At 65.7% G+C, this 22,206-nt stretch carries 21 protein-coding genes and 1 pseudogene; 15 read left to right on the top strand and 7 right to left on the bottom strand.

Annotation, left to right across the window (positions count from 1 at the left end; all coding sequences use genetic code 11):
• The first annotated feature begins 162 nt into the window (after positions 1-162).
• Genes ACVMB1_RS36735 through ACVMB1_RS36760 form a run of 6 tightly spaced genes read left to right on the top strand, consistent with a single transcriptional unit; the run spans position 163 to position 5,672 of the window.
• Entirely contained in the window at positions 163-1,116 is a 954-nt protein-coding gene (locus tag ACVMB1_RS36735; protein WP_050382524.1) for an ABC transporter permease, read from the top strand.
• A 2-nt stretch (positions 1,117-1,118) separates the two neighbouring features.
• Positions 1,119-2,006, top strand: coding sequence for an ABC transporter permease (locus tag ACVMB1_RS36740; RefSeq protein WP_141340536.1), 888 nt, complete (start codon positions 1,119-1,121; stop codon positions 2,004-2,006).
• 3 nt (positions 2,007-2,009) lie between these two features.
• Positions 2,010-3,083: an ABC transporter ATP-binding protein gene (locus tag ACVMB1_RS36745; protein WP_076832607.1), complete on the top strand. Its 1,074-nt coding sequence runs from the start codon at positions 2,010-2,012 to the stop codon at positions 3,081-3,083.
• Positions 3,080-3,289 (top strand): hypothetical protein, encoded by a 210-nt coding sequence (locus ACVMB1_RS36750; protein ID WP_076832604.1) that lies wholly within the window; start codon positions 3,080-3,082, stop codon positions 3,287-3,289. The genes ACVMB1_RS36745 and ACVMB1_RS36750 overlap by 4 nt, the downstream gene beginning before the upstream one ends.
• Positions 3,286-4,698 carry an Asp-tRNA(Asn)/Glu-tRNA(Gln) amidotransferase GatCAB subunit A gene (locus ACVMB1_RS36755; RefSeq protein ID WP_076832601.1) on the top strand — a complete coding sequence of 471 codons (1,413 nt, stop codon included), beginning with the start codon at positions 3,286-3,288 and terminating at the stop codon, positions 4,696-4,698. Before ACVMB1_RS36750 ends, ACVMB1_RS36755 begins: the two co-directional genes overlap by 4 nt.
• On the top strand, positions 4,695-5,672 hold the full coding sequence (locus tag ACVMB1_RS36760; protein ID WP_076832598.1) for an ABC transporter ATP-binding protein: 978 nt from the start codon (positions 4,695-4,697) through the stop codon (positions 5,670-5,672). Before ACVMB1_RS36755 ends, ACVMB1_RS36760 begins: the two co-directional genes overlap by 4 nt.
• On the opposite strand, the gene ACVMB1_RS36765 is transcribed toward ACVMB1_RS36760, so the two are convergent.
• A complete protein-coding gene (locus ACVMB1_RS36765) occupies positions 5,669-6,577 on the bottom strand; it encodes a LysR substrate-binding domain-containing protein (RefSeq protein ID WP_076832596.1) in 909 nt (302 codons plus the stop codon). The two genes, ACVMB1_RS36760 and ACVMB1_RS36765, sit on opposite strands and share 4 nt — an antisense overlap.
• A 110-nt stretch (positions 6,578-6,687) precedes the next feature.
• Here ACVMB1_RS36765 and ACVMB1_RS36770 point away from each other — a divergent pair, with 110 nt between their 5' ends.
• The 3 genes from ACVMB1_RS36770 to ACVMB1_RS36780 all read left to right on the top strand — a co-directional run bounded on the left by ACVMB1_RS36770 (position 6,688) and on the right by ACVMB1_RS36780 (position 10,691).
• Complete coding sequence (locus ACVMB1_RS36770; RefSeq protein ID WP_076832593.1) at positions 6,688-7,482, top strand: acyl-CoA thioesterase domain-containing protein; 795 nt, start codon at positions 6,688-6,690, stop codon at positions 7,480-7,482.
• 150 nt (positions 7,483-7,632) lie between these two features.
• Positions 7,633-9,384: a type I secretion system permease/ATPase gene (locus tag ACVMB1_RS36775; protein ID WP_076832591.1), complete on the top strand. Its 1,752-nt coding sequence runs from the start codon at positions 7,633-7,635 to the stop codon at positions 9,382-9,384.
• Positions 9,381-10,691, top strand: coding sequence for an HlyD family type I secretion periplasmic adaptor subunit (locus tag ACVMB1_RS36780; RefSeq protein WP_076832588.1), 1,311 nt, complete (start codon positions 9,381-9,383; stop codon positions 10,689-10,691). Before ACVMB1_RS36775 ends, ACVMB1_RS36780 begins: the two co-directional genes overlap by 4 nt.
• Positions 10,692-11,005: 314 nt before the next feature.
• On the opposite strand, the gene ACVMB1_RS36785 is transcribed toward ACVMB1_RS36780, so the two are convergent.
• Positions 11,006-11,488 carry a CinA family protein gene (locus ACVMB1_RS36785; protein ID WP_076832586.1) on the bottom strand — a complete coding sequence of 161 codons (483 nt, stop codon included), beginning with the start codon at positions 11,486-11,488 and terminating at the stop codon, positions 11,006-11,008.
• Positions 11,489-11,661: 173 nt separating this feature from the next.
• Here ACVMB1_RS36785 and ACVMB1_RS36790 point away from each other — a divergent pair, with 173 nt between their 5' ends.
• From ACVMB1_RS36790 to ACVMB1_RS36805, 4 genes and pseudogenes are all read left to right on the top strand, one after another.
• Positions 11,662-12,738: an amidohydrolase family protein gene (locus tag ACVMB1_RS36790; protein WP_076832583.1), complete on the top strand. Its 1,077-nt coding sequence runs from the start codon at positions 11,662-11,664 to the stop codon at positions 12,736-12,738.
• Complete coding sequence (locus ACVMB1_RS36795) at positions 12,735-13,844, top strand: amidohydrolase family protein (protein ID WP_076832580.1); 1,110 nt, start codon at positions 12,735-12,737, stop codon at positions 13,842-13,844. Before ACVMB1_RS36790 ends, ACVMB1_RS36795 begins: the two co-directional genes overlap by 4 nt.
• A 53-nt stretch (positions 13,845-13,897) precedes the next feature.
• Entirely contained in the window at positions 13,898-14,311 is a 414-nt protein-coding gene (locus ACVMB1_RS36800; protein WP_076832577.1) for a Rieske (2Fe-2S) protein, read from the top strand.
• Positions 14,312-14,431: 120 nt separating this feature from the next.
• Positions 14,432-14,937 (top strand): annotated as a pseudogene (locus tag ACVMB1_RS36805) (class I SAM-dependent methyltransferase).
• Positions 14,938-14,976: 39 nt separating this feature from the next.
• Here ACVMB1_RS36805 and tcuB read toward each other — a convergent pair.
• The 4 genes from tcuB to ACVMB1_RS36825 form a co-directional block, all read right to left on the bottom strand.
• Positions 14,977-16,080 (bottom strand): tricarballylate utilization 4Fe-4S protein TcuB, encoded by a 1,104-nt coding sequence (tcuB, locus tag ACVMB1_RS36810; protein WP_076832575.1) that lies wholly within the window; start codon positions 16,078-16,080, stop codon positions 14,977-14,979.
• 16 nt (positions 16,081-16,096) lie between these two features.
• On the bottom strand, positions 16,097-17,497 hold the full coding sequence (gene tcuA / locus ACVMB1_RS36815) for an FAD-dependent tricarballylate dehydrogenase TcuA (protein ID WP_200844559.1): 1,401 nt from the start codon (positions 17,495-17,497) through the stop codon (positions 16,097-16,099).
• A gap of 128 nt (positions 17,498-17,625) precedes the next feature.
• The gene (gene tcuC, locus ACVMB1_RS36820; protein ID WP_076832572.1) at positions 17,626-18,936 is read right to left on the bottom strand and encodes an MFS transporter; all 1,311 of its coding nucleotides are present in this window, start codon (positions 18,934-18,936) and stop codon (positions 17,626-17,628) included.
• Between the two features lie 278 nt (positions 18,937-19,214).
• Positions 19,215-20,114, bottom strand: coding sequence for a transcriptional regulator GcvA (locus ACVMB1_RS36825; RefSeq protein ID WP_076832569.1), 900 nt, complete (start codon positions 20,112-20,114; stop codon positions 19,215-19,217).
• Positions 20,115-20,232: 118 nt separating this feature from the next.
• Here ACVMB1_RS36825 and ACVMB1_RS36830 point away from each other — a divergent pair, with 118 nt between their 5' ends.
• Together ACVMB1_RS36830 and ACVMB1_RS36835 are read left to right on the top strand one after the other, a co-directional pair.
• Positions 20,233-20,436: a DUF1127 domain-containing protein gene (locus ACVMB1_RS36830; protein WP_076832566.1), complete on the top strand. Its 204-nt coding sequence runs from the start codon at positions 20,233-20,235 to the stop codon at positions 20,434-20,436.
• A gap of 70 nt (positions 20,437-20,506) precedes the next feature.
• Positions 20,507-21,130, top strand: coding sequence for a GNAT family N-acetyltransferase (locus tag ACVMB1_RS36835; protein WP_076832564.1), 624 nt, complete (start codon positions 20,507-20,509; stop codon positions 21,128-21,130).
• A 171-nt stretch (positions 21,131-21,301) separates the two neighbouring features.
• On the opposite strand, the gene ACVMB1_RS36840 is transcribed toward ACVMB1_RS36835, so the two are convergent.
• Positions 21,302-22,132, bottom strand: coding sequence for an enoyl-CoA hydratase (locus ACVMB1_RS36840; RefSeq protein WP_076832874.1), 831 nt, complete (start codon positions 22,130-22,132; stop codon positions 21,302-21,304).
• Positions 22,133-22,206 lie beyond the last annotated feature (74 nt).

Genomic DNA, 22,206 nt, shown 5'->3' on the forward strand with positions numbered 1-22,206 from the left:
TGGGAGAGGGTGGCTTCGCAAAGCGAAGCCGGGTGAGGGGTTGTCTCCGCGGACGCTCCTTTCTCGATCGGAAATGACTGTATCCGCGGATAGAAACCCCTCATCCGGCGCGCTCGGCGCGCCACCTTCTCCCACAAAGTGAGAAGGAAGAAAGAACGCAACGTGTTCGCCTATACGTCCAGACGGATCGTCTACGTCATTCCGATCGTGCTCAGCGTGGCGCTGGTGTGCTTCCTCTTGGTGCACATCACGCCCGGCGACCCCTTGGTCGCGGTGCTGCCCGCCGATGCCTCGCAGGAGCTCGCCGCGCAATTGCGCACGGCCTACGGCTTCGATCGCCCATTGCCGGTGCAATTCGGCCTGTGGCTGTGGCGCGCGATCCATGGCGATCTCGGCAATTCGATCGCGACCGGGCGGCCCGTCCTGACCGAGGTGATGCGCGCCGTCGGCAACACCGTGATGCTGGCGATCGCGGCCGCGATGATCGGCTTTACGCTCGGCCTGCTGTTCGGCCTGATCGCCGGCTATTTCCGCGACACCTGGGTCGACAAGGTCGCGACCTCGGTTGCGATAGCCGGCGTGTCGCTGCCGCATTACTGGCTCGGCATGGTGCTGGTCATCATCTTCTCGGTGCAGCTCAACTGGCTGCCCGCGGTCGGCGCCGGGCCGGGCGGCTCCGGCGCCTGGGCGTGGGACTGGGAGCATCTGCGTTATCTGGTGCTGCCGGCGATCACCACCTCGGTGATCCCGATGGGCATCGTCACCCGCACGGTGCGCGCGCTGACCGGCGACATCCTGAGCCAGGATTTCGTCGAGGCGCTGCGCGCAAAAGGCCTGCGCGAGACCGAGGTGTTTCGCCACGTCATCAAGAATGCGGCGCCGACCGCGCTCGCGGTGATGGGCCTGCAGCTCGGCTACATGCTGGGCGGCTCGATCCTGATCGAGACCGTGTTCTCCTGGCCGGGTTCGGGCCTGCTGTTGAACTCGGCGATCTTCCAGCGCGATCTGCCGCTGCTGCAGGGCACGATCCTGGTGCTGGCGCTGTTCTTCGTGCTGCTCAACCTCCTGGTCGACATCGCGCAGGCCGCGATCGATCCGCGCATCAAGCGGAGCTAGCCATGAGTGCGATGTTGGATACCGCATTGCAGGCCGTCCCCGCGACCAAGGCGCGTGGCTATTGGGCGACGGTTGGCCGCCGCATCAGGCGCGACAAGGTCAGCATGGCTTGCGCCATCATCCTGGTGCTGATCTTTGCCTCGGCGCTGCTGGCACCATGGCTGCATCTTGCCGATCCCTATCAGGGCTCGATGATCCGCCGTCTCCGCCATATCGGCGCGCCGGGCTATCCGCTCGGCACCGACGAGCTCGGCCGCGACATGCTGGCGCGGCTGATCTATGGCGGACGGCTGTCGCTGGTCATCGGCATTCTGCCGGTGATCTTCGCCTTCGTGATCGGCACCTCGCTCGGCCTCGTCGCCGGCTATGTCGGCGGCAAGCTCAACACCGCGATCATGCGCACGGTCGACGTGTTCTACGCCTTCCCGTCGGTGCTGCTGGCGATCGCGATCTCGGGAGCGCTCGGCGCCGGCATCACCAATTCGATCGTGTCGCTGACCATCGTGTTCGTGCCGCAGATCACGCGCGTCGCCGAAAGCGTCACCACCGGCGTGCGCAACATGGATTTCGTCGAGGCGGCGCGCGCGTCCGGCGCCGGGCCCTTCACCATCATGCGCGTCCACATGCTCGGCAATGTGCTCGGCCCGATCTTCGTCTACGCCACTGGCCTGATCTCGGTGTCGATGATCCTCGCCGCCGGTCTGTCGTTCCTCGGGCTCGGCACCAAGCCGCCGGAGCCGGAGTGGGGCTTGATGCTGAATACGCTGCGCACCGCGATCTACGTCAATCCGTGGGTCGCGGCGCTGCCGGGCGCGATGATCTTCGCGGTCTCGATCTGCTTCAATCTGCTGAGCGACGGCATGCGCAGCGCCATGGACATCAGGAATTAGAGCATGAGCGACGCCAATCTCTCCGTCGATATGCTGGAGCCGGTCGCCGACATCGGCGGCGCCGCGCAGCCGCTGCTGCAGGTCAAGGGACTGACCAAGCACTTCCCGGTGCGCGGCGGCCTGTTCAGTCCGCGCAAGACCGTGCGCGCCGTCGACGACGTCACCTTCGCGGTCATGAAGGGCGAGACCGTCGGCATTGTCGGCGAATCCGGCTGCGGCAAATCGACCACCGCGCGGCTGTTGATGCACCTGATGGCACGCGATGCCGGCGATATCATCTATGACGGAAGGCAGGTCGGCCCGTCGCTCTCGCTGCGCGATTTGCGGCGCGGCGTGCAGATGGTGTTCCAGGACAGCTACGCCTCGCTCAATCCGCGCCTCACCATCGAGGAATCGATCGCCTTCGGGCCAAAGGTCCACGGCATGGCCGACGACACGGCGCGGACGCTGGCGCGCGAATTGCTCGGTAAGGTCGGCTTGCGGCCGGAGATTTTCGCCAACCGCTATCCGCACGAGGTGTCCGGCGGCCAGCGTCAGCGCGTCAATATCGCGCGTGCGCTCGCGCTGTCGCCGCGGCTCGTGATCCTCGATGAAGCGGTGTCCGCACTCGACAAATCGGTCGAGGCGCAGGTGCTCAATCTGCTCGCCGACCTGAAGCGGGAATTCGGCCTGACCTACCTGTTCATCAGCCACGACCTCAACGTCGTCCGCTACATCTCCGACCGCGTGCTGGTGATGTATCTCGGCGAGGTCGTCGAACTCGGCCCGGTCGATGCGGTCTGGGATGCGCCGGCGCATCCCTATACCCGCGCGCTGCTGGCGGCGATGCCGTCATCCGATCCCGACAAGCGCACCGAGGTGCCGCCGATCTCGGGCGATCCGCCCAATCCGATCGATCCGCCATCGGGCTGCCGGTTTCACACCCGTTGTCCGTTTGCGGAGCCGCTCTGCGCAAACGACACGCCAAAACTCAGCGATCTCGATACAATGGGCCATCAAGCGGCGTGCTACATGGCCATTCCTGGCTCGGGGCACAGCCGCGCGCCGGCAAAAGCAAAAGGAGAAAACGCGGCATGACTAGACCCACACCCAAGGATGTCAAGGTGATCGCGCACGTCGCCGACGTGCCCGCCGACGACGAAGTCGCCACCCGGATCGCCAATTCGATCGGGCCGGCATTCGACGGCTTTGCACCGATCTCCGGTACGCTGCCCTTCGATCTCGAACCCGCGAGCTTCCTGCTGGCGCAGATCGCGCAGAAGATCGAGAAGGTGTCTAAATGAGCTCTGATCCGGCCCTGATGACGCTGACCGCGGTCGCCAAGGCGATTGCCGACAAGAAAGTTTCCTCGCATGAGGTGACGCGCGCCGTGCTGCATCGCGTTGCGGAATGGCAGCCGCGCCTCAACGCCTATATGGCGGTCGAATCCGAGCAGGCGCTGGCCGCCGCCACCGAGGCCGATACCGCGCTTGCCAGGGGCAATAGTCGCGGTGCGCTGCACGGCGTGCCGCTGGCGCACAAGGACATGTATTATGATGCCGGCAAGGTCGTGACCTGCGGCTCGCTGATTCGCCGCGACTTCGCGCCGAAGACGACCGCGACCGCCCTGCAGCGGCTGAAGGATGCCGGACAGGTCCGCCTCGGCTCGTTGCAAATGGTCGAGTTCGCCTATGGGCCGACCGGCCACAACGTGCATTACGGCGCGGTGCGCAATCCCTGGAACACCGAGCACATCACCGGCGGCTCGTCGTCGGGCTCGGGCTCGGCGGTCGCCGCGCGGCTCACCTTCGCGGCGCTCGGCTCCGACACCGGCGGCTCGGTGCGCATGCCGGCGCATTTCTGTGGCGTCACCGGCCTGAAGACGACGGTCGGCCGCGTCAGCCGCGCCGGTGCGATGCCGCTGTCGCAGTCGCTCGATACCGTCGGTCCGCTGGCGCAGACCGCGGAGGACTGCGCGCTGCTGCTCGGCCTGATGGCCGGGGCGGACCCGGAGGACCTGACAGCGTCGACACAGCCGGTGCCGGACTATATGGCCGCGACCAAGCAGTCGCTGGAGGGTCTGAAGATCGGCGTCCCGACGGCGTTCTATGTCGACGACCTCGACCCTGAGGTGGCGCGTATCCTCGACGAGACTATCGCCACCTTGAAGAAAGAGGGCGCCGAGATCGTCAAGGTCGAGCTGCCCGATCAGCGCCAGCTCTCTTCGGCATCGCAACTGGTGCTCGCGGTCGAGGCTGCCGCCTTCCACAAGCGCTGGATGATCGAGCGGCCGCAGGATTACGGTGCGCAGGTCCTGATGCGGCTGCAGAACGGCCTGACCATTCCGGCGGTCACCTATCTCGAGGCGATGCGCTGGCGCGGACCCGCGCTCGCCGCGCACAACGCGGCGGTCAACGGGGTCGATGCGGTGATCGCGCCGTCGTCGCCGGTGCCGGCGCCGACGATCGCGGAGAGCGATGTCGGCAATGGTCCGGGCGCCGACGCGGTGCTGCAGCGGCTGACGCGGTTCACCCGCCCGGTCAACTATCTCGGCCTGCCGTCGCTCTCGATTCCCTCCGGCTTCACCAAGACGGGTCTGCCGGTCGGCATGCAACTGATTGGTCGCTCCTTCGAGGAAGCGGTTCTGCTCCGGATCGGCGCCGCGTTCCAGCGCGCCACTGATTTCCACGCCAGGGTGCCCAAGCTCGCATGACCAACCTCGTCGAGATCAACAACCTCAATATCCGCTTCACCGGCGATCGCACGGTCCATGCCGTGAACGATCTCAGCCTGCAGCTCGGCGAGGGCGAGGTGTTGGGGCTGCTCGGCGAGTCCGGCTCGGGCAAGAGCGTGACGCTGCGCGCGTTGATGCGGCTGTTGCCGAAGAAACGCACGCAGATCTCCGGCAGCGTCAAGGTGCTGGGACAAGAGGTGCTGGCGATGGACGATGAGGCGCTGTCCGGATTTCGCGGCCAGACCGTCTCGATGATCTTCCAGGAGCCGGCGCTGGCGCTCGATCCGGTCTACACCATCGGCCGCCAGATCGCGGAGACGGTGATGCGCCACGAGGGTAAGAGCGAGCGCGAGGCCACGGCCCGCGCGCTCGAAATGCTCGAGGTGGTGCGGATCCCCTCCGCGAAGCGGCGGCTGGACTCCTATCCGCACGAAATGTCGGGCGGGATGCGCCAGCGTGCGATGATCGCGCTGGCGCTGGCTTGCAAGCCGAAGATCCTGCTCGCCGACGAGCCGACCACGGCGCTCGATGCCACCGTGCAGATCCAGATCCTGCTGCTGCTGCGCGAATTGCAGCGCGAGTTCGGCATGTCGGTGATCTTCGTCACTCACGACATCGGTGTCGCGATCGAGATCTGCGACCGCGTTGCGGTGATGTATGCCGGCCAGATCGTGGAGCAGGGCGCCTTGCGCGATATCGTGCGCTCACCGGTGCATCCCTATGCCAAGGGCCTGCTGGCCTCGACCATTCACGGCGCGATGCGCGGCCAGCGGCTGGAAACCATTCCGGGCACCCCGCCCTCGCTCGATCATGCGCCGGCCAGTTGCTCCTTTGCACCGCGTTGCAAGTTCGCCGAGCCGCGCTGCAGCGAGCGCTTGCCGCCGGTCGTGCAGGTCGCTCCCGGCCGTTTGGCACGGTGCATCCTGGCCGAGCCGGCGCCCGCCACGGCCTAGCTCGCCCGCGCGACGGCGTCCGTGATCCAGCGCCGCACCGCCGCGATGCGGCGGTCCCGCGCCTGCTCGGTGCGGGAGACCAGGTAAATCGTCTCACTGTGCGCCGCCTCGAACGCAAACGGCGCCACCAGCCGCTTGCCGAAGCCCGGCCGCGCCTTGATCAGCGGCGCGATCGCAATCGCGACGCCGAGCCCGTGTTCGGCGGCCTCCAGCATCGCCGGCACGCTGTCGAGCCACAGATGTCCGCGCGGAGCGAGATTCGGCAGCCCGGCCTCCCTCAGCCAGGCCGGCCACGCCCGCGGCTGCGTCGTGACATGGATCAGCACCTCGCGCGACAGGTCCGCAGGGGTCCGAAGACCAGCCTTGACCAGCGCCGGCGTGCAGACTGGCAATCCTTTGACCTGTACCAGCGGCTCGACCTTCAGCCCGGTGGCATGTTCCCGCCCGTAGCGGATCGCGACATCGACGCGCGATCCGTTGAAGTCGGCATATTGGTGGGTGGCCTCGATCCGCAGCGTCAGTTGCGGATGGCGCCGCTTGAACTCCGGCAGCGCCGGCAGCAGCACGGCACTGGTGAAGAACGGCAATGAGCTGATCCAGAGCTCGCCGCTGGCCTCGCCGCGTCGCCGCAGCATGTCACGGCTCGCCTCCTGCAGCGTCGCCAGCGCGGCCGACACTTTTGCAAGGTAGCGCTCGCCGTCGTCGGTCAACCGCACCTGGCGCGCGCCGCGGACGAACAGTTTGGTGCCGAACTGCTCTTCCAGCCCGCGGATCTGGTGGCTGATCGCCGACGGGCTCAGCGACAGGTCTCGCGCGGCACGCCGGAAGCTGAGTTGAGTGGCCGCGCGCTCGAAGGCGAGCAGCGCCGGCAGCGGCGGGATCACCCGCGGATCGGGGGCATCCAATGGATGAATCTTGCTCACCTGAAGTGATGAATGGCCTTTTGTCATGGCCGCTATTCTTGGATCAGATTGGCCAAACGCTCAATCCTGCTCATCTCAGGGGATCATTCGCCTTGGCCATCTTCGAACCGCTCGCCACGTCCCATCACTGGAAGCCGGCGGCGCTGGCGGCCGGGCCGTTCACAGGCCTTCAGGGCGGCGCGGTCGCAAGCCTGCTGACCGGCGAGGTCGAGGCCATGGCCGGCGCGCGCAATTGGGGCACCGCGATCTCGGCGGCGGCCTGGTTCCTGCGGCCGACGCCAATGGCGGAACTGCGCACGCACGTCACCGTGGTGACCGAAGGCGGCCGGGTCAGTGTCGTCGACAACACGCTCTGGCCGGCCGGCGAGGAGCAACCCTGCGCGACGGTACGCGTGACGCTGTCGCGCGAGCGTGCCGTCGAGGTCCCGGGATTTTACGGGAGCGCAGCCGATCCGGTGGATCCCACGGTGTTTCCGTTGCGCAGCCCACACGCGGTCCATGGCCGCAGCTGGTTCATGGATGCGATGGAAGCCCGTGCCGGCGGCGATACCGCCTGGTTTCGCTTGCATCACGCCGTCATCGCGGACGCCGGCCCGTTGGCGCGGGTGCTCGGCCCGGCTGACTGGACCCACGGCATCGCGCGGCCGGTCCAGAACGTGGTGGCAGACCCCAATCCGAACCTTGCGGTGCAGCTGTTCCGGTCGCCGCGGGGCGCCTGGATCGGCGTTCGCGCCGATGCGCGCTGGCGCCCGGAGGCGGGGCTCGGCGTCGGCAGCGGGGTGTTGCTCGATGTGGATGGCGAGATCGGCCGGGTCTCGATGTCGGTCATTCTCGTGCCGCTTCCGGGAAGCGCGCCCGCGCGAGGCCAGGGTTCCGCCGCCGGTTAACCCTAATTTATTCCGTCAACTGTCGGTGCGATCACAAAATGAGGCCGCGAACCATGCTTTGGTTCACGCGACTTAAAATGGACGGTGGTCGCAAACGTCTATACAACGTGGCGATCACGTAACTCTTTTGTTTTGCAGAGATCAGTTTTTATGGCAGCCGCGCCCGCTGTCCGGCGTTCCGAACTGGCTGAGGCGCTGCGCGCTTGCCGCAGCGCCTTTATCGGCGTCGGCCTCATCAGTTGCATGATCAACCTGCTCTACCTGACAGGTTCGATGTTCATGCTGCAAGTCTACGACCGGGTGCTGCCGAGCCGCAGCGTTCCGACCCTGGTCGGCCTCGTGGTCATCGCCGCGGTCCTCTACATGGCTCAGGGCGTGCTCGACCTGCTGCGCGGACGGATCCTCGGCCGCGTCGGCACCTCGCTCGACGAAGCGCTCAATGCGCGGGTGTTCGACACTGTCGTGCGGCTGCCGCTGATGGCCGGCAATCGCAGCGAAGGCCTGCAGCCGCTGCGCGACCTCGACAATGTGCGCTCTTTCCTCGGCAGCATGGGTCCCGGCGCGTTCTTCGATCTGCCATGGCTGCCGTTCTACATGGTGATCTGCTTTGCCTTCCATTGGCTGCTTGGCGTCACGGCGCTGGTCGGCGCGATCATCCTGGTGACGCTGACGCTGATCACCGAATACTTGTCGCGCACGCCGGCCAAGGAAGCGATGACGCTCGCGGCGCGGCGCAACGATCTTGCCGCCTCCAGCCGCCGCAACGCCGAGGTGCTGGTGGCGATGGGCATGGCCGGCCGCATGAACAGGCGCTGGAACGAGGCCAACGAGGAATATCTGTCCGGCAACCAGCGTGCGAGCGACGTCACCGGCGGGCTCGGCGCGGTCGCCAAGGTGCTGCGCATGATGCTGCAGTCCGCCGTGCTCGCGGTCGGCGCCTATCTCGTGATCCATCAGGAGGCCACCGGCGGCATCATCATCGCCGGCTCGATCCTGAGCGCGCGGGCACTGGCGCCGGTCGATCTCGCGATCGCGCATTGGAAGGGCTTCGTCGCCGCGCGGCAGAGCTGGCAGCGGCTCAACCGCCTGCTGCAGCAAATTCCGGCGCGGCCCGAGCAGACGCTGTTGCAGGCGCCGGAGAAGAAGCTTTCGGTCGAGGCCGTGACCATGGTCGCGCCGGGCGACCAGCGCGCCATCGTGCAGGACATCACCTTCGCCGTCGAAGCCGGCAGCGGCGTCGGCGTGATCGGCCCGAGCGGCTCCGGCAAGTCGTCGCTGATCCGGGCGCTGGTCGGCGTCTGGATGCCGGCGCGGGGCAAGGTACGGCTCGACGGCGCCGCGCTCGACCAATGGTCGTCCGACCAACTGGGGCGCCACGTCGGCTATTTGCCGCAGGACGTCGAACTGTTTGCCGGTACGGTCGCCCAGAACATCTGCCGGTTCGATCCCGACGCCAAGTCCGACGGCATCATCGCGGCGGCCAAGGAGGCCGGCGTGCATGAGATGATCATCAAGATGCGCGAGGGCTACGACACCCAGGTCGGCGAGCAGGGCACCGCGCTCTCCGCGGGCCAGGCGCAGCGCGTGGCGCTGGCGCGGGCGCTGTACGGCAACCCGTTCCTGATCGTGCTGGATGAGCCGAACTCCAATCTCGACAGCGAAGGCGACGAGGCGCTGACCCGCGCGGTGCGCGGCGCCCGCGAGCGCGGCGCGGTCGTCATCGTGGTTGCGCACCGGCCGATCGGCATCGAGGGCGTCGACCATCTGCTGGTGCTGAAGGACGGCCGCATGCAGACCTTCGGGCCGAAGGAGGCTGTGCTCGCGCAGGTGCTGCAGCGTGCCGCGCCGCCGGTGCCGACGCCGATCAAGATCGTCGCGGATGCGGGAGCCGCAAAGTCATGACCGATCAACCGCGCAACGCACATCGCTCGATCCGCAAGCATCTGATCGTCGGCCTCGCCGTGGTTCTGGTTCTCGGCGGGGGCGTCGGCGGCTGGGCCGCAACGGTGCCGATCTCGGGTGCGCTGATCGCGCCGGGCTCGGTGGTGGTCGAATCCAACGTCAAGAAGGTGCAGCATCCGACCGGCGGCGTGGTCGGCGAGGTGCGGGTGCGCGACGGCGACGTGGTCAAGGCGGGCGACATCGTCGTGCGCCTCGACGAGACCGTCGTGAAGGCCAGCCTTGCGATCGTGGTCAAGACGCTGAACGGTCTTTATGCGCGCGCGGCCCGGCTCGAGGCCGAGCAGCAGGGCCGCGACAAGATCACCTTCCCGCCGCAGCTGCTCGAGCAGGCCAAGGATCCGGACGTTCGCGACATCATGGCGAGCGAAACCAAGCTGTTCGAGGTTCGCGTCAACGGCCGCACCGGCCAGAAGGCGCAGCTGCGCGAGCGCGTCACCCAGCTCAACGAGGAGATCTCCGGCCTGCAGGCGCAGGAGAGCGCCAAGGACAAGGAGATCGCGCTGGTGCAGCAGGAGCTGGTCGGCGTCCGCCAGCTCTATGAGCAGCATCTGGTGCAGCTGACGCGCCTGACCACGCTCGAGCGCGACGCGGCGCGGCTCTCCGGCGAGCGCGCGCAGTACATCGCCTCGCGCGCGCAGGCCAAGGGCAAGATCACCGAGACCGAGCTGCAGATCATCCAGGTCGACAAGGACATGCTGGCGGAGGTCTCGAAGGACCTGCGCGAGACCAACGACAAGATCGGCGAGTTCGTCGAGCGCAAGGTCACCGCAGAGGACCAGCTCCGCCGCATCGACATCCGCGCGCCGCAGGACGGCGTCGTGCTGCAATCGACCGTGCACACCGTCGGCGGCGTCATTACCGCGGGCGATGCCATCATGATGATCGTGCCGAAGGCCGACGATCTGTCGGTCGAGGCCAAGGTCAATCCGCAGGACATCGACAAGCTGCAGGTCGGACAGAAGACAGTGCTGCGGCTCTCCGCCTTCAACCAGCGCACCACGCCGGAGCTGAACGGCGTCGTCACCCGCGTCTCCGCCGACGTCACCACCGACCAGCGCACCGGGCAGAGCTATTACACCATCCGCGTCTCGATGCCGCCGGAAGAAGTGGCGCGCCTCGGCAGCGAGGTGAAGATCATCCCGGGCATGCCGGTGGAAGCCTTCGTCCAGACCGGCGACCGCACCATGCTGTCCTATCTGATGAAGCCGATGAGCGACCAGTTCATGCGCTCGTTCCGCGAGAAGTGAGCCGCGCGCTGCTCTTGTAGCCCGGATGAAGCGCAGCGAAATCCGGGAACAGTCGCTCAGCGGATGAAGTCGTCCCGGATTGCGCTTCGCTTCATCCGGTCTACGCAGTCCTCGTTAGATTGCAGGCTCTTTCCCCAAGTCGTCCCTGCGAAACCAGGGACCCATAACCACAGGATCGAGTTGTTGAAGCAGGCTGTGGCTCCAGCGGACCATCGTCAATTGCCATCGGTGATTATGGGTCCCGGGTCGCGCTTCCGCCTCCGCTCTTCGAGCCTCGGTGAGACAAGTAGCTTGCCCGGGACGACAGGGAAAAATTACCGTTCCAGATTCTTCAACAACAGCTCCAGCGCCGCCTTCGCAAATGCCTGCATGTTCGCCTGCCGGTCGCCGCTCGCGGTCTCCAGCGTGATCACCTGCTGGTGGGGGCCTGCGACAGCCATGCAGCTGTGGCCGGCGGCATCGCCGTAGCGGTTGCCGGTCGGGCCGGCGGCACCGGTCTCCGACAATCCCCAGTCGGTCGCGAGGCGCTCGCGGATCTGCCGCGCCAGCAATTGCGCGTAAGGTTCCGACGCCGAGCGGATGCCGCGCATGGCGTCGTCGGGAATGTCCATCAGCGCGCGCCGCGCGTCGCGGGTGTAGATCACGCCGCCGCCGAGGAAATAGGCCGACGCGCCGGGAACCGCGAGCAGCGATGCGGAGATCAGTCCGCCGGTTGAGGATTCCGCGACCGCAATCGTCTGCTTGTTCGCGATCAGTTTTGCGGCGACCTGTTCGGCGATGGATGTGAGCGCGTTCATCGGCCTTCTTTCTCGTTGCTTGCCATGAAAATCCCGTGGGGCGTCCTGCCCTCCTAGCACACCACGCAGCCCTTTGCCGAGTTGCAGGCCGCGGCATGGCCTGATTGAATGCAAGACAAGAACCAGGCGCCGCCCGACAAGCTTGTCGTGAGAGCGTGCGCGGAGGAAACATCATGACGTCGCCGATCGCGGGCGGCGTGGATTGCGATCTGCATCCCGCCGTGCCTCACCTCACCAGCCTGCTGCCGTACATGAACGACTACTGGCGCGACCAGGTGACGACGCGCGGCATGACCGACCTGATCTCGCAATCCTATCCGACCAATTCGCCGATCTCGTCGCGGCCGGACTGGCGTCCAGCGCAAGGCAAGCCGGGCTCGAGCCTTGCGGACATGCAGCGGCAGGCGCTCGACCAGTTCGGCACGGCCTACGGCATCTGCAATCCGCTCTACGGCGTGCAGATGGTGTTCTCCGAGGACATGGCCGATGCGTTCTGCCGCGCGCTGAACGACTGGCTGGTCAAGGAATGGCTCGACAAGGACGATCGCCTGCGCGGCTCGATCGTGATCCCGGTGCAGAGCATCGAGAAGGCGGTCGCCGAGATCGAGCGCTGTGCGCAGGACAAGCGCTTCGTGCAGGTGTTGATGCTGGTGATGGGCGACATGCCGCTTGGCAAGCGGCACTACTGGCCGATCTACGCCGCGGCGGAACGGCTCGGCCTGCCGGTCGGCATCCATGCCGGCAGCGCCTATCACAATCCGCCGACCTCGGTCGGCTGGGGCTCCTATCACATCGAGGATTATGTTGCGCAGGCGCAGGCGTTCCAGACCCAGCTCACCAGCCTGATCGTCGAGGGCGTGTTCGCGCGCCATCCGAACCTGAAAATGGTGATGCTGGAGTCCGGCTTCACCTGGCTGCCGCCATTCCTGTGGCGGCTGCACAAGTTCTGGCGCGGCGTGCGCATGGAGACCCCGTGGGTCGACCGCGCGCCGCTGGAGATTGTGCGCAGCAACATCCGCTTCTCGCTGCAGCCGGTCGATGCGCCGCCGGACGGAGACACGCTGAACCGCCTGTTCGACCATATGCAGTCGGACGAATTGATCCTATTCTCGTCAGATTATCCGCATTGGCAGTTCGACGGTGACGAGGTGCTGCCGCACGGGTTGTCGCAGGATCTGGTACGCAAGATCATGATCGATAATCCGCATGCGACCTATGGCCGGCTCAAGGTGAAGGAGAAGACGCCATGAACATCCAGCTCCGCGAGCGTCCCAAAACCGCATCGCCGACCAGCATCAAGACCGCGATCGCCGACTGCGACATCCATCCGGCCCGCGCCACCAAGGATGAATTGTATCCTTATCTCGAAAAGCGCTGGCATGCGCATCTCGAGACCTTCGGCGTCCATGCCTATCAGGGCATGATGGGAGGCCCGCCCTATCCGAAGGCGCAGCCGAATGCGTCGCGCCGCGATGCCTATCCGCCGGAAGGCGGCCCGCAGGGCTCGTCGCTGTCCTTCATGCAGAGGCAGCATCTCGATCCCAACAATGTCGCGCTCGGCGTGCTCAACCCGCTCAACACCGGGCAAGGTACCCGCAATCAGGATCTCGCCGGCGCGATCTGTTCGGCAATCAACGACTGGCAAATCGAGAAATGGACCAGCAAGGATACCCGGCTGAAAGGCTCGGTCGTCGTCGCCAATGAGGATGGCATGTCGGCCGCCGCCGAAATCCGCAAGCGCGCAGGCGACACAAATTTCGTCCAGGTGCTGCTGCTGAGCCGCAATGTCGAGCCGCTCGGCCAGCGCCGCTACTGGCCGATCTATGAGGCGGCACAGGAAGCCGGCCTTCCGATCGGGGTGCACGCATTCGGCTTCGGCGGCAACCCGATCACCGCGTCGGGCTGGCCGAGCTACTATATCGAGGAGATGGTCGGGCATTCGCAGTGCCAGCAGACCGCGCTGGCGAGCCTCGTGCTCGAGGGCGTGTTCGAGCGCTTCCCGAAACTGAAGATGGTGATGGTCGAGGCCGGCTTCGGTTGGGCGCCGTCGCTGGCCTGGCGGCTCGACAAGGTGTTTTCGCGGCTGCATGCCGAGGTGCCGCATCTGAAGCGCAAGCCGTCGGAATATATCCGCGACCACATCTGGTGGACGACGCAGCCGATGGAGGATCCGGAGAGCCGCGACCATCTGTTCCAGACCATCGAGTGGATCGGCTGGGACAGGCTGCTGTTCGCGACCGATTACCCGCATTGGGATTACGACGAGCCGTCGCGCGTGCTGCCGGCCGGCGTCAGCGATGCCAATCGCCAGGCGTTCTATCTCGACAACGCCAAGCAGTTGTACGGTATCGCATGATCCGAAAAAGTGGGAACCGGTTTTTCGAATCAGATCATGCGTGAGAACGATTGATGACGCGGCATGTGATAGCCCCGGTGGACGAGCTGCCGCCGGGTTCGCGAAAATTTCTCGAGATCGACGGACGGCCGATCGCGGTCTTCAACGTCAAGGGCGAGTTCTTCGGCCTGCTGAACCGCTGCCCGCATCAGGGCGCGGCGCTGTGTGAGGGGCCGCTGATCGGGCTCGCGTCGTCGTCGGACCCCGGCGAAATCGAATACACCAAGCTCGGCGAGATCCTGCGCTGCCCCTGGCACGGCTGGGAGTTCGACATCCGCACCGGCCAGTCCTATTGCGACCCGCGCCGCTTCCGCGTGCGCGCCTATCCGGTCAGCGTCGAGCCGGGCACCAATGTGGTGAAGGGACCGTATGTCGCCGAGACCATCAAGGTCGCGGTGGAGAGTGACTACGTGGTGGTGGATTTGTAGCCGCGACCGTCCCGAAATCCTGTTCACCGGAGATGGCAGTCGGTGAGCGTCATGCAAAGCATCCTCTTGCGTGCGTTTGGCCGTCCTCGGGGCCTCCTGGGGAGGCTCGGCGGCATGATCATGTCGCGCACCAATGCAGATTGCGGCGCGTGGGTCGCAGATCGCCTCGAGATCGGACCTGACGACAGCGTGCTCGAAGTTGGGTTTGGTCCGGGCGCCGTCATTCATCGTCTGTCGACATTGGTATCGGCCGGACGCGTCGCGGGCATTGATCCGTCGCAGGAGATGGTCGGGCAAGCTCGCGCCCGGAACGCGGCCGCGATCGAGGATGGTCGTGTCGAGCTTCGGCTTGGCTCCGTGAGCGCATGCCATTCGATGCGGACAGCTTCGATGCGGCGCTGGCGATCAACTCGATGCAGGTCTGGCCGGATGCCGTCGCCGGGCTACGTGAGGTCCGTCGCGTGATGAAGCCGAGCGGCAGGATCGCACTCGGCTTTACGCGCTACTCCGGACAGCCCAAGGAAGGGGTGACGGAAAAGCTGGCAGCGGCCGGCTTCACGCAGGCTCAGCTGGTCGAGACAAATGAGTGGTTCTGTGCGCTGGCGACAAAGCCCGATGCAAGATGAGTTCGTAAGCCGGGCTACGCTGCGCTAACCCACCACCATTCATTCCGCCATCATCTGCCGTTCGCGCGCATAGCGCACCAGCGCGACAAAGCGGTAGATACCGTGCACGAATTTGCCGTAGGGCATGGTGATGAACAGCGCGAACACCACGCCGAGATGCAGCGCCAGCAGCGGGCCCATCGCGGCGGTCTCGCGCCACAGCAGCAAGGCGAGGCCGGTGATGCTGGTCAGGAACAGCATCAGGATGAACGCGGTGTCCATGCCCATGCGCTGCTCGTCGACCAGCACGCGGTCGCGCTTCCATTTCTCGCCGAGCAGGCCGAGCGGGCCGACCACGAGCCCGATGCCGCCGAGCGTGCCGAGCACGACGGGCAGGTCCCACCACGCATAGGGTGCCTCGCGCGCCAGGAGGTAGTGATACAGCGTGCCGACGCAGGTCGCGGCGAAGCACAGCGCGAAGCCATAGAAGGTGAAGTGGTGATACAGCTTGCGGCGGTCGGTCGGCTGGTCGTCCTCGTTGAAGCAGCCGACACCGCCGCCGTCGAGGTAGCGCAGCTCGCCGGCGTCGCGGACCGCCTGCAACAGCGCCTTCGCATCCGTCGTCATGCCGACCGGCTCGCCGATGTCGCGCCAGAAGGCGCGCACGCCCATTACCAGCGCCAGGATCGCGTAGAGCAGGGCTAAGCCGAACAGCAGCGCCATCGCATTGTGCGGCATCAGTTTGTAGAACGCGCCGGGACCGGTGTGGATGCCGGTGAGCACGCCGCGATCACTGACCGCGGCGAAGCCGAAGATAAAGGCGGCGACGCTGAGCGCTGCGATCAGGCTGATGACGAGGCCGTTGTGCGCGAACGCGCCGGCAAAGGCGCGCGGCCAAGCATAGGCGGCATAGGATTCGGCGCGCGCGACCGCGAGCGTCTTCGGTACATTGACGTTGAATTCGTGCGGCGGCGAGAACTGGCAGTCGGTGTAGCAGGCGCCGCAGCTATGGCAGAGGTTGGCGAGGTAGTTGAGATCGCCGTCGGAGAAGGCGCGGCGCATCTCCATCGCGGGAAACACCGCGCACAGGCCCTCGCAATAGCGGCAGGAATTGCACACCGTCATCAGACGGTCGGCTTCCTGCAAGATACTCGTCCCGTGCATCGCGTCAGTCCCGCCTTCAGTTCCGCGCATTCTTGGCTGCTTCCCGGCCGGCGACGCGGCCGAACACGCTGCCGATGGTCATGCCGATGCCGGCGGCATAGCCCTTGCCGAGCACGTTGCCGGCCATGATCTCGCCGGCGGCGAACATGTTGGCGGACGGCTTGCCGTCCTTCATCAGTATCCGCGCCTCCCTGTTCACGCGGGTGCCGAGATAGGTGAAGGTGATGCCGGGCCGCACCGGATAGGCGAGATAGGGCGGCGTCTCGATCCGGCGCGCCCAATGCGTCTTCGGCGGCGTGATGCCTTGGGTAGCGCAGTCGTCGAGGATGGTGTGGTCGAAGGTGCCGGGCTGCACCGCGGCGTTGAACTCGGTGATGGTCTTTTCCAGCGCGGCCGCGTCGAGCTCGAGCTTGCCGGCGAGCTCGGCAATCGTCGCACCCGCGATCGGCGGAAACAGCGTCGGCATGAAGCTCGTCACCACGGTCGAGTCGAAGATGATGTAGGCGATCTGGTCCGGCTGCGCGGCGACCAGCCGGCCCCAGATCGCATAGCGCTTGGGCCAGATGTCCTCGCCCTCGTCGTAGAAGCGCTCGGCATGCTTGTTGACGACGATGCCGAACACGACCGAATCGTGACGCGTGATGATGCCGCCGTCGAATTTCGGCGCGCGGGCGTCGATCGCCACGGCATGGCATTGCGTCGGATCGCCGATCTCCTGCACGCCCTTGGCGAGCAGCATCTTGAGGATCGCGCCGCGATTATAGGGCGTGCCGCGGATCAGGAAATTGTCGGCCGCATCGCCCCAGGATTCCTTCAGCCATTCGATGTTGGCCTCGAAGCCGCCGGCGGCCGCAACCAGGGTCGAGGCGCGGACCTCGGTCTTGCCGCCGACCGGCTGCTTCAGCTGCGCCGAAAGGAACATGCCGTCCTCGACCGTGAGATCGATGACCTCGGCATCGTAGAGGATGTCGACGCCGAGCTCCTCGGCGGTGCGATAGAGCGCGTTCAGCATCGCGCGGCCGCCGCCGAGGAAGAACGAGTTGGTGCGGCCAAGGCTCAGCGTGCCGCCGAGCGACGGCTGCCAGCGCACGCCCTGCTCGACGATCCAGTTCAGGATGTCCTTGGACTCGTGGATCATGAAGCGGGCCAGTTCCTCGTCGGTCTGGCCGCCGGTCACCAGCAGCAAATCCTTCCAGAACTCCTCCTCGGTGTAGGGACCGGTGAGGATCTCGGTCGCCGCGTCATGGGCGCAGCGCATGTTGCGGGTGTGGCGGGTGTTGCCGCCGCGATAGAATTTCGGGGCGCCTTCCAGCACCAGGACGGAAGCGCCGGCGCGCCGTGCGCTGATCGCAGCGCACAGCGCGGCGTTGCCGCCGCCGATCACCAGCACGTCGAACCTGCGCGTCAGATCAACCATGCGCTCTTGTTATCGTTGTTGGCATGGAAAGCAACACGGCCGGGCGCATGAGCATGATCCGGAAAAGCGTGTCGCGATTTTCCGGAGAAGTCATGCCCAGCGAGCCCACCCGGCCGCGAAGTGGAATATCAGGCCGCAACCGTCTCGCGCTGCTCGATGGTCTGGCCGCCACGATAGACGATCAGCGCGGCGACGATGCCGAGAGCTGCGGCGCACATCAGCCAGTAGCCGGGCGAAGCCTTGTCGCCAGTTTGCTGGATCAGCCAGGTCGAGGCGAACGGCGTGAAGGTGCCGAACAGCCCGGCCGCCAATGCAAAGGCCAGCGAGAAGCAGGTGGTGCGGACATGCGCCGGCACGATCTCGACCAAGCAGCCCAGCATGGTGCCGCTGTAGACGCCGAAATAGAACGAGAACATCATCTCGACCGCCAGCATCTTGCCGAACGAGGGATTGGTCACCAGCCAGTGCAACGCCGGATAGGCCGTGATGAGGGACAGGCCGGCGATCGCCAGCAGCACCGGCTTGCGGCCGATCCGGTCGGACACCGCGCCGCCGACCGGATTCCAGATGAAATTGGTCACCGCAACCAGCAGCGTCACCAGCAGCGCATCCTGGGTCGAGAGCTTCAGCACGGTCTTGCCGAAGGTCGGCGTATAGACGGTGACGAAGTAAAAGGTGGTGGTGGTCAGCACCGCGATCATCATGCCGAGCACGACGATGCGCCAGTTCGCGATCGCCGAGGCGAACACCTCGCTTGCGGTCGGATGCTTCTTCATCGCGAGGAACGCCGGGGTCTCCTCCAGCGTCCGGCGCAGGAAGAAGATCACCGGGATGATCAGGCAGCCGACGAAGAACGGGATGCGCCAGCCCCAGGAGGCCACGGTCGCGGCCGGCATGCTCTCGCTGAGGACGAAGCCGAGGATCGAGGCGACGAAGATCGCGACCTGCTGGCTCGCCGACTGGAACGAGGTGTAGAAGCCGCGATTGCCGGGCGTGGCGATCTCCGCGAGATAGACCGAGACGCCGCCGAGCTCGACGCCGGCGGAGAAGCCCTGCAGCAGGCGCGCGATCAGCACGATGATCGGCGCCGCAATGCCGATGGTCGAATAGCTCGGGCAGAGCGCGATCACCACGGTGCCGATAGCCATGATCGACAGCGTCACGATCAGGCCCTTGCGGCGGCCGATGCGGTCGATATACGCGCCGAGCACGACGGCGCCGACCGGGCGCATCAGGGCGCCGAGCCAGAAAACGCCGAACGCGTTGAGCAGCGCCGCGGTCTCGTTCTCGGAGGGGAAGAAGGCCTTCGCAATCGCCTGGGCGTAGAAGCCGAACAGGAAGAAGTCGAACTGCTCGAGGAAATTGCCGCTGGTCGCGCGAAGGATGGCGCCAAGACGCGATTTGATCTGCGGGACTTGCGATGAACTCGACTGCGACATAACGCCCTTTCCTCCCCGTGACAAAAACGGCCGGCGCAAATTGTCTCGCCGGCCAAAGCAGTTAACTGCCATGTGCGGCAATTTGGCACGGCTGTCCGGCGCGACCAACCCGGAATCACGCGGGGGGCTATGGGAAAAAAGCCGTAGGTGGAAATCGCAGGGAGCCTTTCGAGCGAAGGGGATATTGGTTCGCGCGAAGAAACCTCGTCAAAACAACGATCTGGCGCTTCGGCCCAGGTCCAATCAGAACCGAAGCTCCGGCCGGCGCGTGCGGCGCATCAAGGCGCCGCGTGCGCCGTTGTGCCGAGCCAGCTCCGGAACGCGGAGAGCTTTGGCGTATCGGCGCGTCCCTGCGGCGAAACCAGGTAGAAGCCGGCGTCGGCCGGTAGCGCGATCTTGAAGGGAACCACGAGGCGACCCTTGGCGATGTCGTCCTGCACATAGGAGGTGCGGCCCATCGCGATGCCGATGCCGTCGATCGCGGCCTGGATCGTCACGAACAGCAGGTCGAAGGTGACGCCGGGCTGCTTGGAAATATCGGTCGGCAGCCCCGCCGCGGTCAGCCACAGCCGCCAGTCGTCGCTGTTGGCGTTGCTGGTGTGCAGGAGCGTGTGATCCCTGAGGTCTTCAGGGCATTTCAGCGGCCTGGTTCCCTGCAGCAGCGACGGGCTGCACACCGGAAACAGCTCATCCGCCATCAACCAATCGGCACGCAGGCCCGCCCATTGGCCGCGGCCATAGCGGATCGCCGCGTCGACCTTGTCGCGCTGGAAGTCGACCAGGCTGGTCGAGGTGGTGATGCGAACGTCGATGCCGGAATGCGCCTCTTGGAAGGCCGACAGCCGCGGCAGTAGCCATTTGGCGGCAAGCGATGCCAGCGTCGAGACCGTCAGCACGTGATCGTCGTCCCGGCGCAACAGGCGATCGGTGGCGAGCCTGAGGTCGTTGAAGGCGGCCCGGACGCCGGGAAGGTATTCGGCAGCCTCCGGCGTCAGGCTCAGCGAGCGGTTTTGGCGGACGAACAGGCGGGCGCCGAGCTCCTCCTCAAGCCGCCGGATCTGATGGCTGATCGCGGTCTGCGTCACGTTCAGTTCGGACGCCGCCAGCGTGAAGCTCATATGCCGCGCGGCGGCCTCGAACGCCCTCAGGCCATTCAGCGAAGGCAGGCGGCTGGTCATCTCTGGGGCGTCTCCAAATACATGACTTTGATTCATGCGAAACGGTACAAAGTGTCGTTTGTGAGCGGGCCGAATAGCCCCGATATTACCGCCAACAGGTTACCGACAGGAGCCGCAGATGTCCATTTTCACCCATGAACCGATGACAAATCATCATACCCCCGGATTGCTGAACCAGGTCGGCGAGACGCTGCATGTCTGGTGGGAGCGCTACGAGCGCCGCCGCGAGCTGTCGCAGTGGACCGAGCGCGACCTGCACGACATCGGCATGTCCCGCAGCGACATCGTGTTCGAGACCGAGAAGCCGTTCTGGCGGGCCTGAGAAGGACGCCACCGCTGGCGTCGCCTCGATCGAGGGACGCCGGCTAATTTCTTCACCCGAGGAGCGTGTCATGGTTGCGCTGCATCTCGACGATCTCAAGCAATACTCTGACGTGCTGCGCGCCAAGAACGGCAGCGAGGTCAAGGTGCGCTTCGTCGAGCCGCGCGACCGCGAAGAGCTGCAGAGCTACATCCGCTCGCTCTCCGCGGGGTCCCGTTACAACCGCTTCCTGGGCGCGTTGAGCGAGCTGCCGAAGACGGAGCTCGAACGTTTCATCCATGTCGGCGAGGCTGACCGGTTCACGGTGGTCGCGACGATGCTGGTCGATGGCTTTGAGACCATCGTCGGCGAAGCCCGCTACGCCTTCCATGCCGATACGTCGAGCGTCGAGTTCGGCCTGTCGATCGATGACCGGTGGCAGGGCCACGGCATTGGCAAGGCGCTGCTCAGGAATCTCGAATGCCGTGCGGCGTCCTTCGGAGCCGAACGCATCTTCGGCGACACGCTGCGTTCCAATGCGACGATGATCGGCCTCGCCCGCAAGTCGGGCTACGCCTTCACCCAGAGCCCCGGCGACTGGAAGCTGGTGCGCTTCGTGAAAGAGATCCACGTCGAACCGCAAGACATTCCCTGTGCCAGCTGGCGGCTTGCCGCCACTTCCCGCTTGGCCGCGATGTCCTCGCTTGCGGTTTGACTGACTAGGCCCGGTTCTGGCCCCTCCAGAACCGGGCCCTTTTCTTTTCCCAACCGGTGCCGCGACTGCTACTCGTCATGCGCGGGCTTGACCCGCGCATCCATTGAGCGAAAGCGTTTCTTTCGATGCATTGCCGGGTCAAGCCCGGCAATGACGGACATCGAACTAGGATCAACTCCCCCGAAACACCGGCTTGCGCTTCTCGATGAAGGCCTGCACCGCCTCCTTGTGATCGGCCGTCGTGGTGAGCCGGATCAGCCGCTCGGCCTCGTGGTCGCGCGCGGTGGCGAAGTCGAACTGCAGCGCCTCGTCGAGATTGTCCTTCATGTAGCGCAGCGCGAGGGTCGGGCCTTCGGCCATCGACTTCGCCAGCGCAAAGGCCTCGTCCTGCAGCGTTTCGTCCGGCACCACGCGATTGACGAGACCGATCTGCTCGCATCTCGCGGCGTCGACCTTCTCCGAGGTGAACATCAGCTCGCGGGCGCGCGAGGTGCCGACCAGCCGCGTCAACAGCCATGCCATGCCGTAATCGCCGCTCAGCGCCACGCGCAAGTAACCGGTCGAGATGAAGGCGGATTGCGCCGCGATCCGGATGTCGCAGGCCATCGCGATCGCAAGGCCGGCGCCGACCGCGGGACCGGGAAGGGCAGCAATGGTCGGCTTGCGCACCGAGGCCAGCGAGCCGGTGAGCAGGCGCTGGCGCTCCTGCAAATCCGCGACCTTGTCCTCATAGGACATTTCGAGCTTCTTCTTGTCGCGATGCGCGCCCATGCCCTTGACGTTGCCGCCGGCGCAGAACGCCTTGCCGGCGCCGGTGACGAGCAGCACGCCGACCTCGGGGTTCTCGCCGCAGGTCCTGATCATCGTGCGCAGCGCCGGCGTCAGCGTGTCCGACAGCGAGTTGCGGGCATCCGGGCGGTTCAGCGTGATGACGGCGACGCGATCGCGGATTACGCAGAGCAGTTCGTCGGTGCCGGTCTCGATCTTGATTTCAGCGGTCATGTCGTCGCTCCCCATGTCTGTTTGTTTCGTCATTCCGGGGCGATGCGAAGCATCGAGCCCGGAATCTCGAGATT

It is taken from the genome of Bradyrhizobium sp. USDA 4504 (genome assembly GCF_054063995.1).

Coding starts and splice junctions, on each gene's coding strand:
- ACVMB1_RS36825 (WP_076832569.1), bottom strand. CDS start 20,114: ATGACCAGCCGCCTGCCTTCGCTGAATGGCCTGAGGGCGTTCGAGGCC.
- ACVMB1_RS36760 (WP_076832598.1), top strand. CDS start 4,695: ATGACCAACCTCGTCGAGATCAACAACCTCAATATCCGCTTCACCGGC.
- ACVMB1_RS36740 (WP_141340536.1), top strand. CDS start 1,119: ATGAGTGCGATGTTGGATACCGCATTGCAGGCCGTCCCCGCGACCAAG.
- ACVMB1_RS36790 (WP_076832583.1), top strand. CDS start 11,662: ATGACGTCGCCGATCGCGGGCGGCGTGGATTGCGATCTGCATCCCGCC.
- ACVMB1_RS36750 (WP_076832604.1), top strand. CDS start 3,080: ATGACTAGACCCACACCCAAGGATGTCAAGGTGATCGCGCACGTCGCC.
- ACVMB1_RS36800 (WP_076832577.1), top strand. CDS start 13,898: ATGACGCGGCATGTGATAGCCCCGGTGGACGAGCTGCCGCCGGGTTCG.
- tcuB (WP_076832575.1), bottom strand. CDS start 16,080: ATGCACGGGACGAGTATCTTGCAGGAAGCCGACCGTCTGATGACGGTG.
- ACVMB1_RS36775 (WP_076832591.1), top strand. CDS start 7,633: ATGGCAGCCGCGCCCGCTGTCCGGCGTTCCGAACTGGCTGAGGCGCTG.
- ACVMB1_RS36830 (WP_076832566.1), top strand. CDS start 20,233: ATGTCCATTTTCACCCATGAACCGATGACAAATCATCATACCCCCGGA.
- ACVMB1_RS36795 (WP_076832580.1), top strand. CDS start 12,735: ATGAACATCCAGCTCCGCGAGCGTCCCAAAACCGCATCGCCGACCAGC.
- tcuC (WP_076832572.1), bottom strand. CDS start 18,936: ATGTCGCAGTCGAGTTCATCGCAAGTCCCGCAGATCAAATCGCGTCTT.
- ACVMB1_RS36755 (WP_076832601.1), top strand. CDS start 3,286: ATGAGCTCTGATCCGGCCCTGATGACGCTGACCGCGGTCGCCAAGGCG.
- ACVMB1_RS36785 (WP_076832586.1), bottom strand. CDS start 11,488: ATGAACGCGCTCACATCCATCGCCGAACAGGTCGCCGCAAAACTGATC.
- ACVMB1_RS36835 (WP_076832564.1), top strand. CDS start 20,507: ATGGTTGCGCTGCATCTCGACGATCTCAAGCAATACTCTGACGTGCTG.
- ACVMB1_RS36780 (WP_076832588.1), top strand. CDS start 9,381: ATGACCGATCAACCGCGCAACGCACATCGCTCGATCCGCAAGCATCTG.
- ACVMB1_RS36745 (WP_076832607.1), top strand. CDS start 2,010: ATGAGCGACGCCAATCTCTCCGTCGATATGCTGGAGCCGGTCGCCGAC.
- ACVMB1_RS36840 (WP_076832874.1), bottom strand. CDS start 22,132: ATGACCGCTGAAATCAAGATCGAGACCGGCACCGACGAACTGCTCTGC.
- tcuA (WP_200844559.1), bottom strand. CDS start 17,497: ATGGTTGATCTGACGCGCAGGTTCGACGTGCTGGTGATCGGCGGCGGC.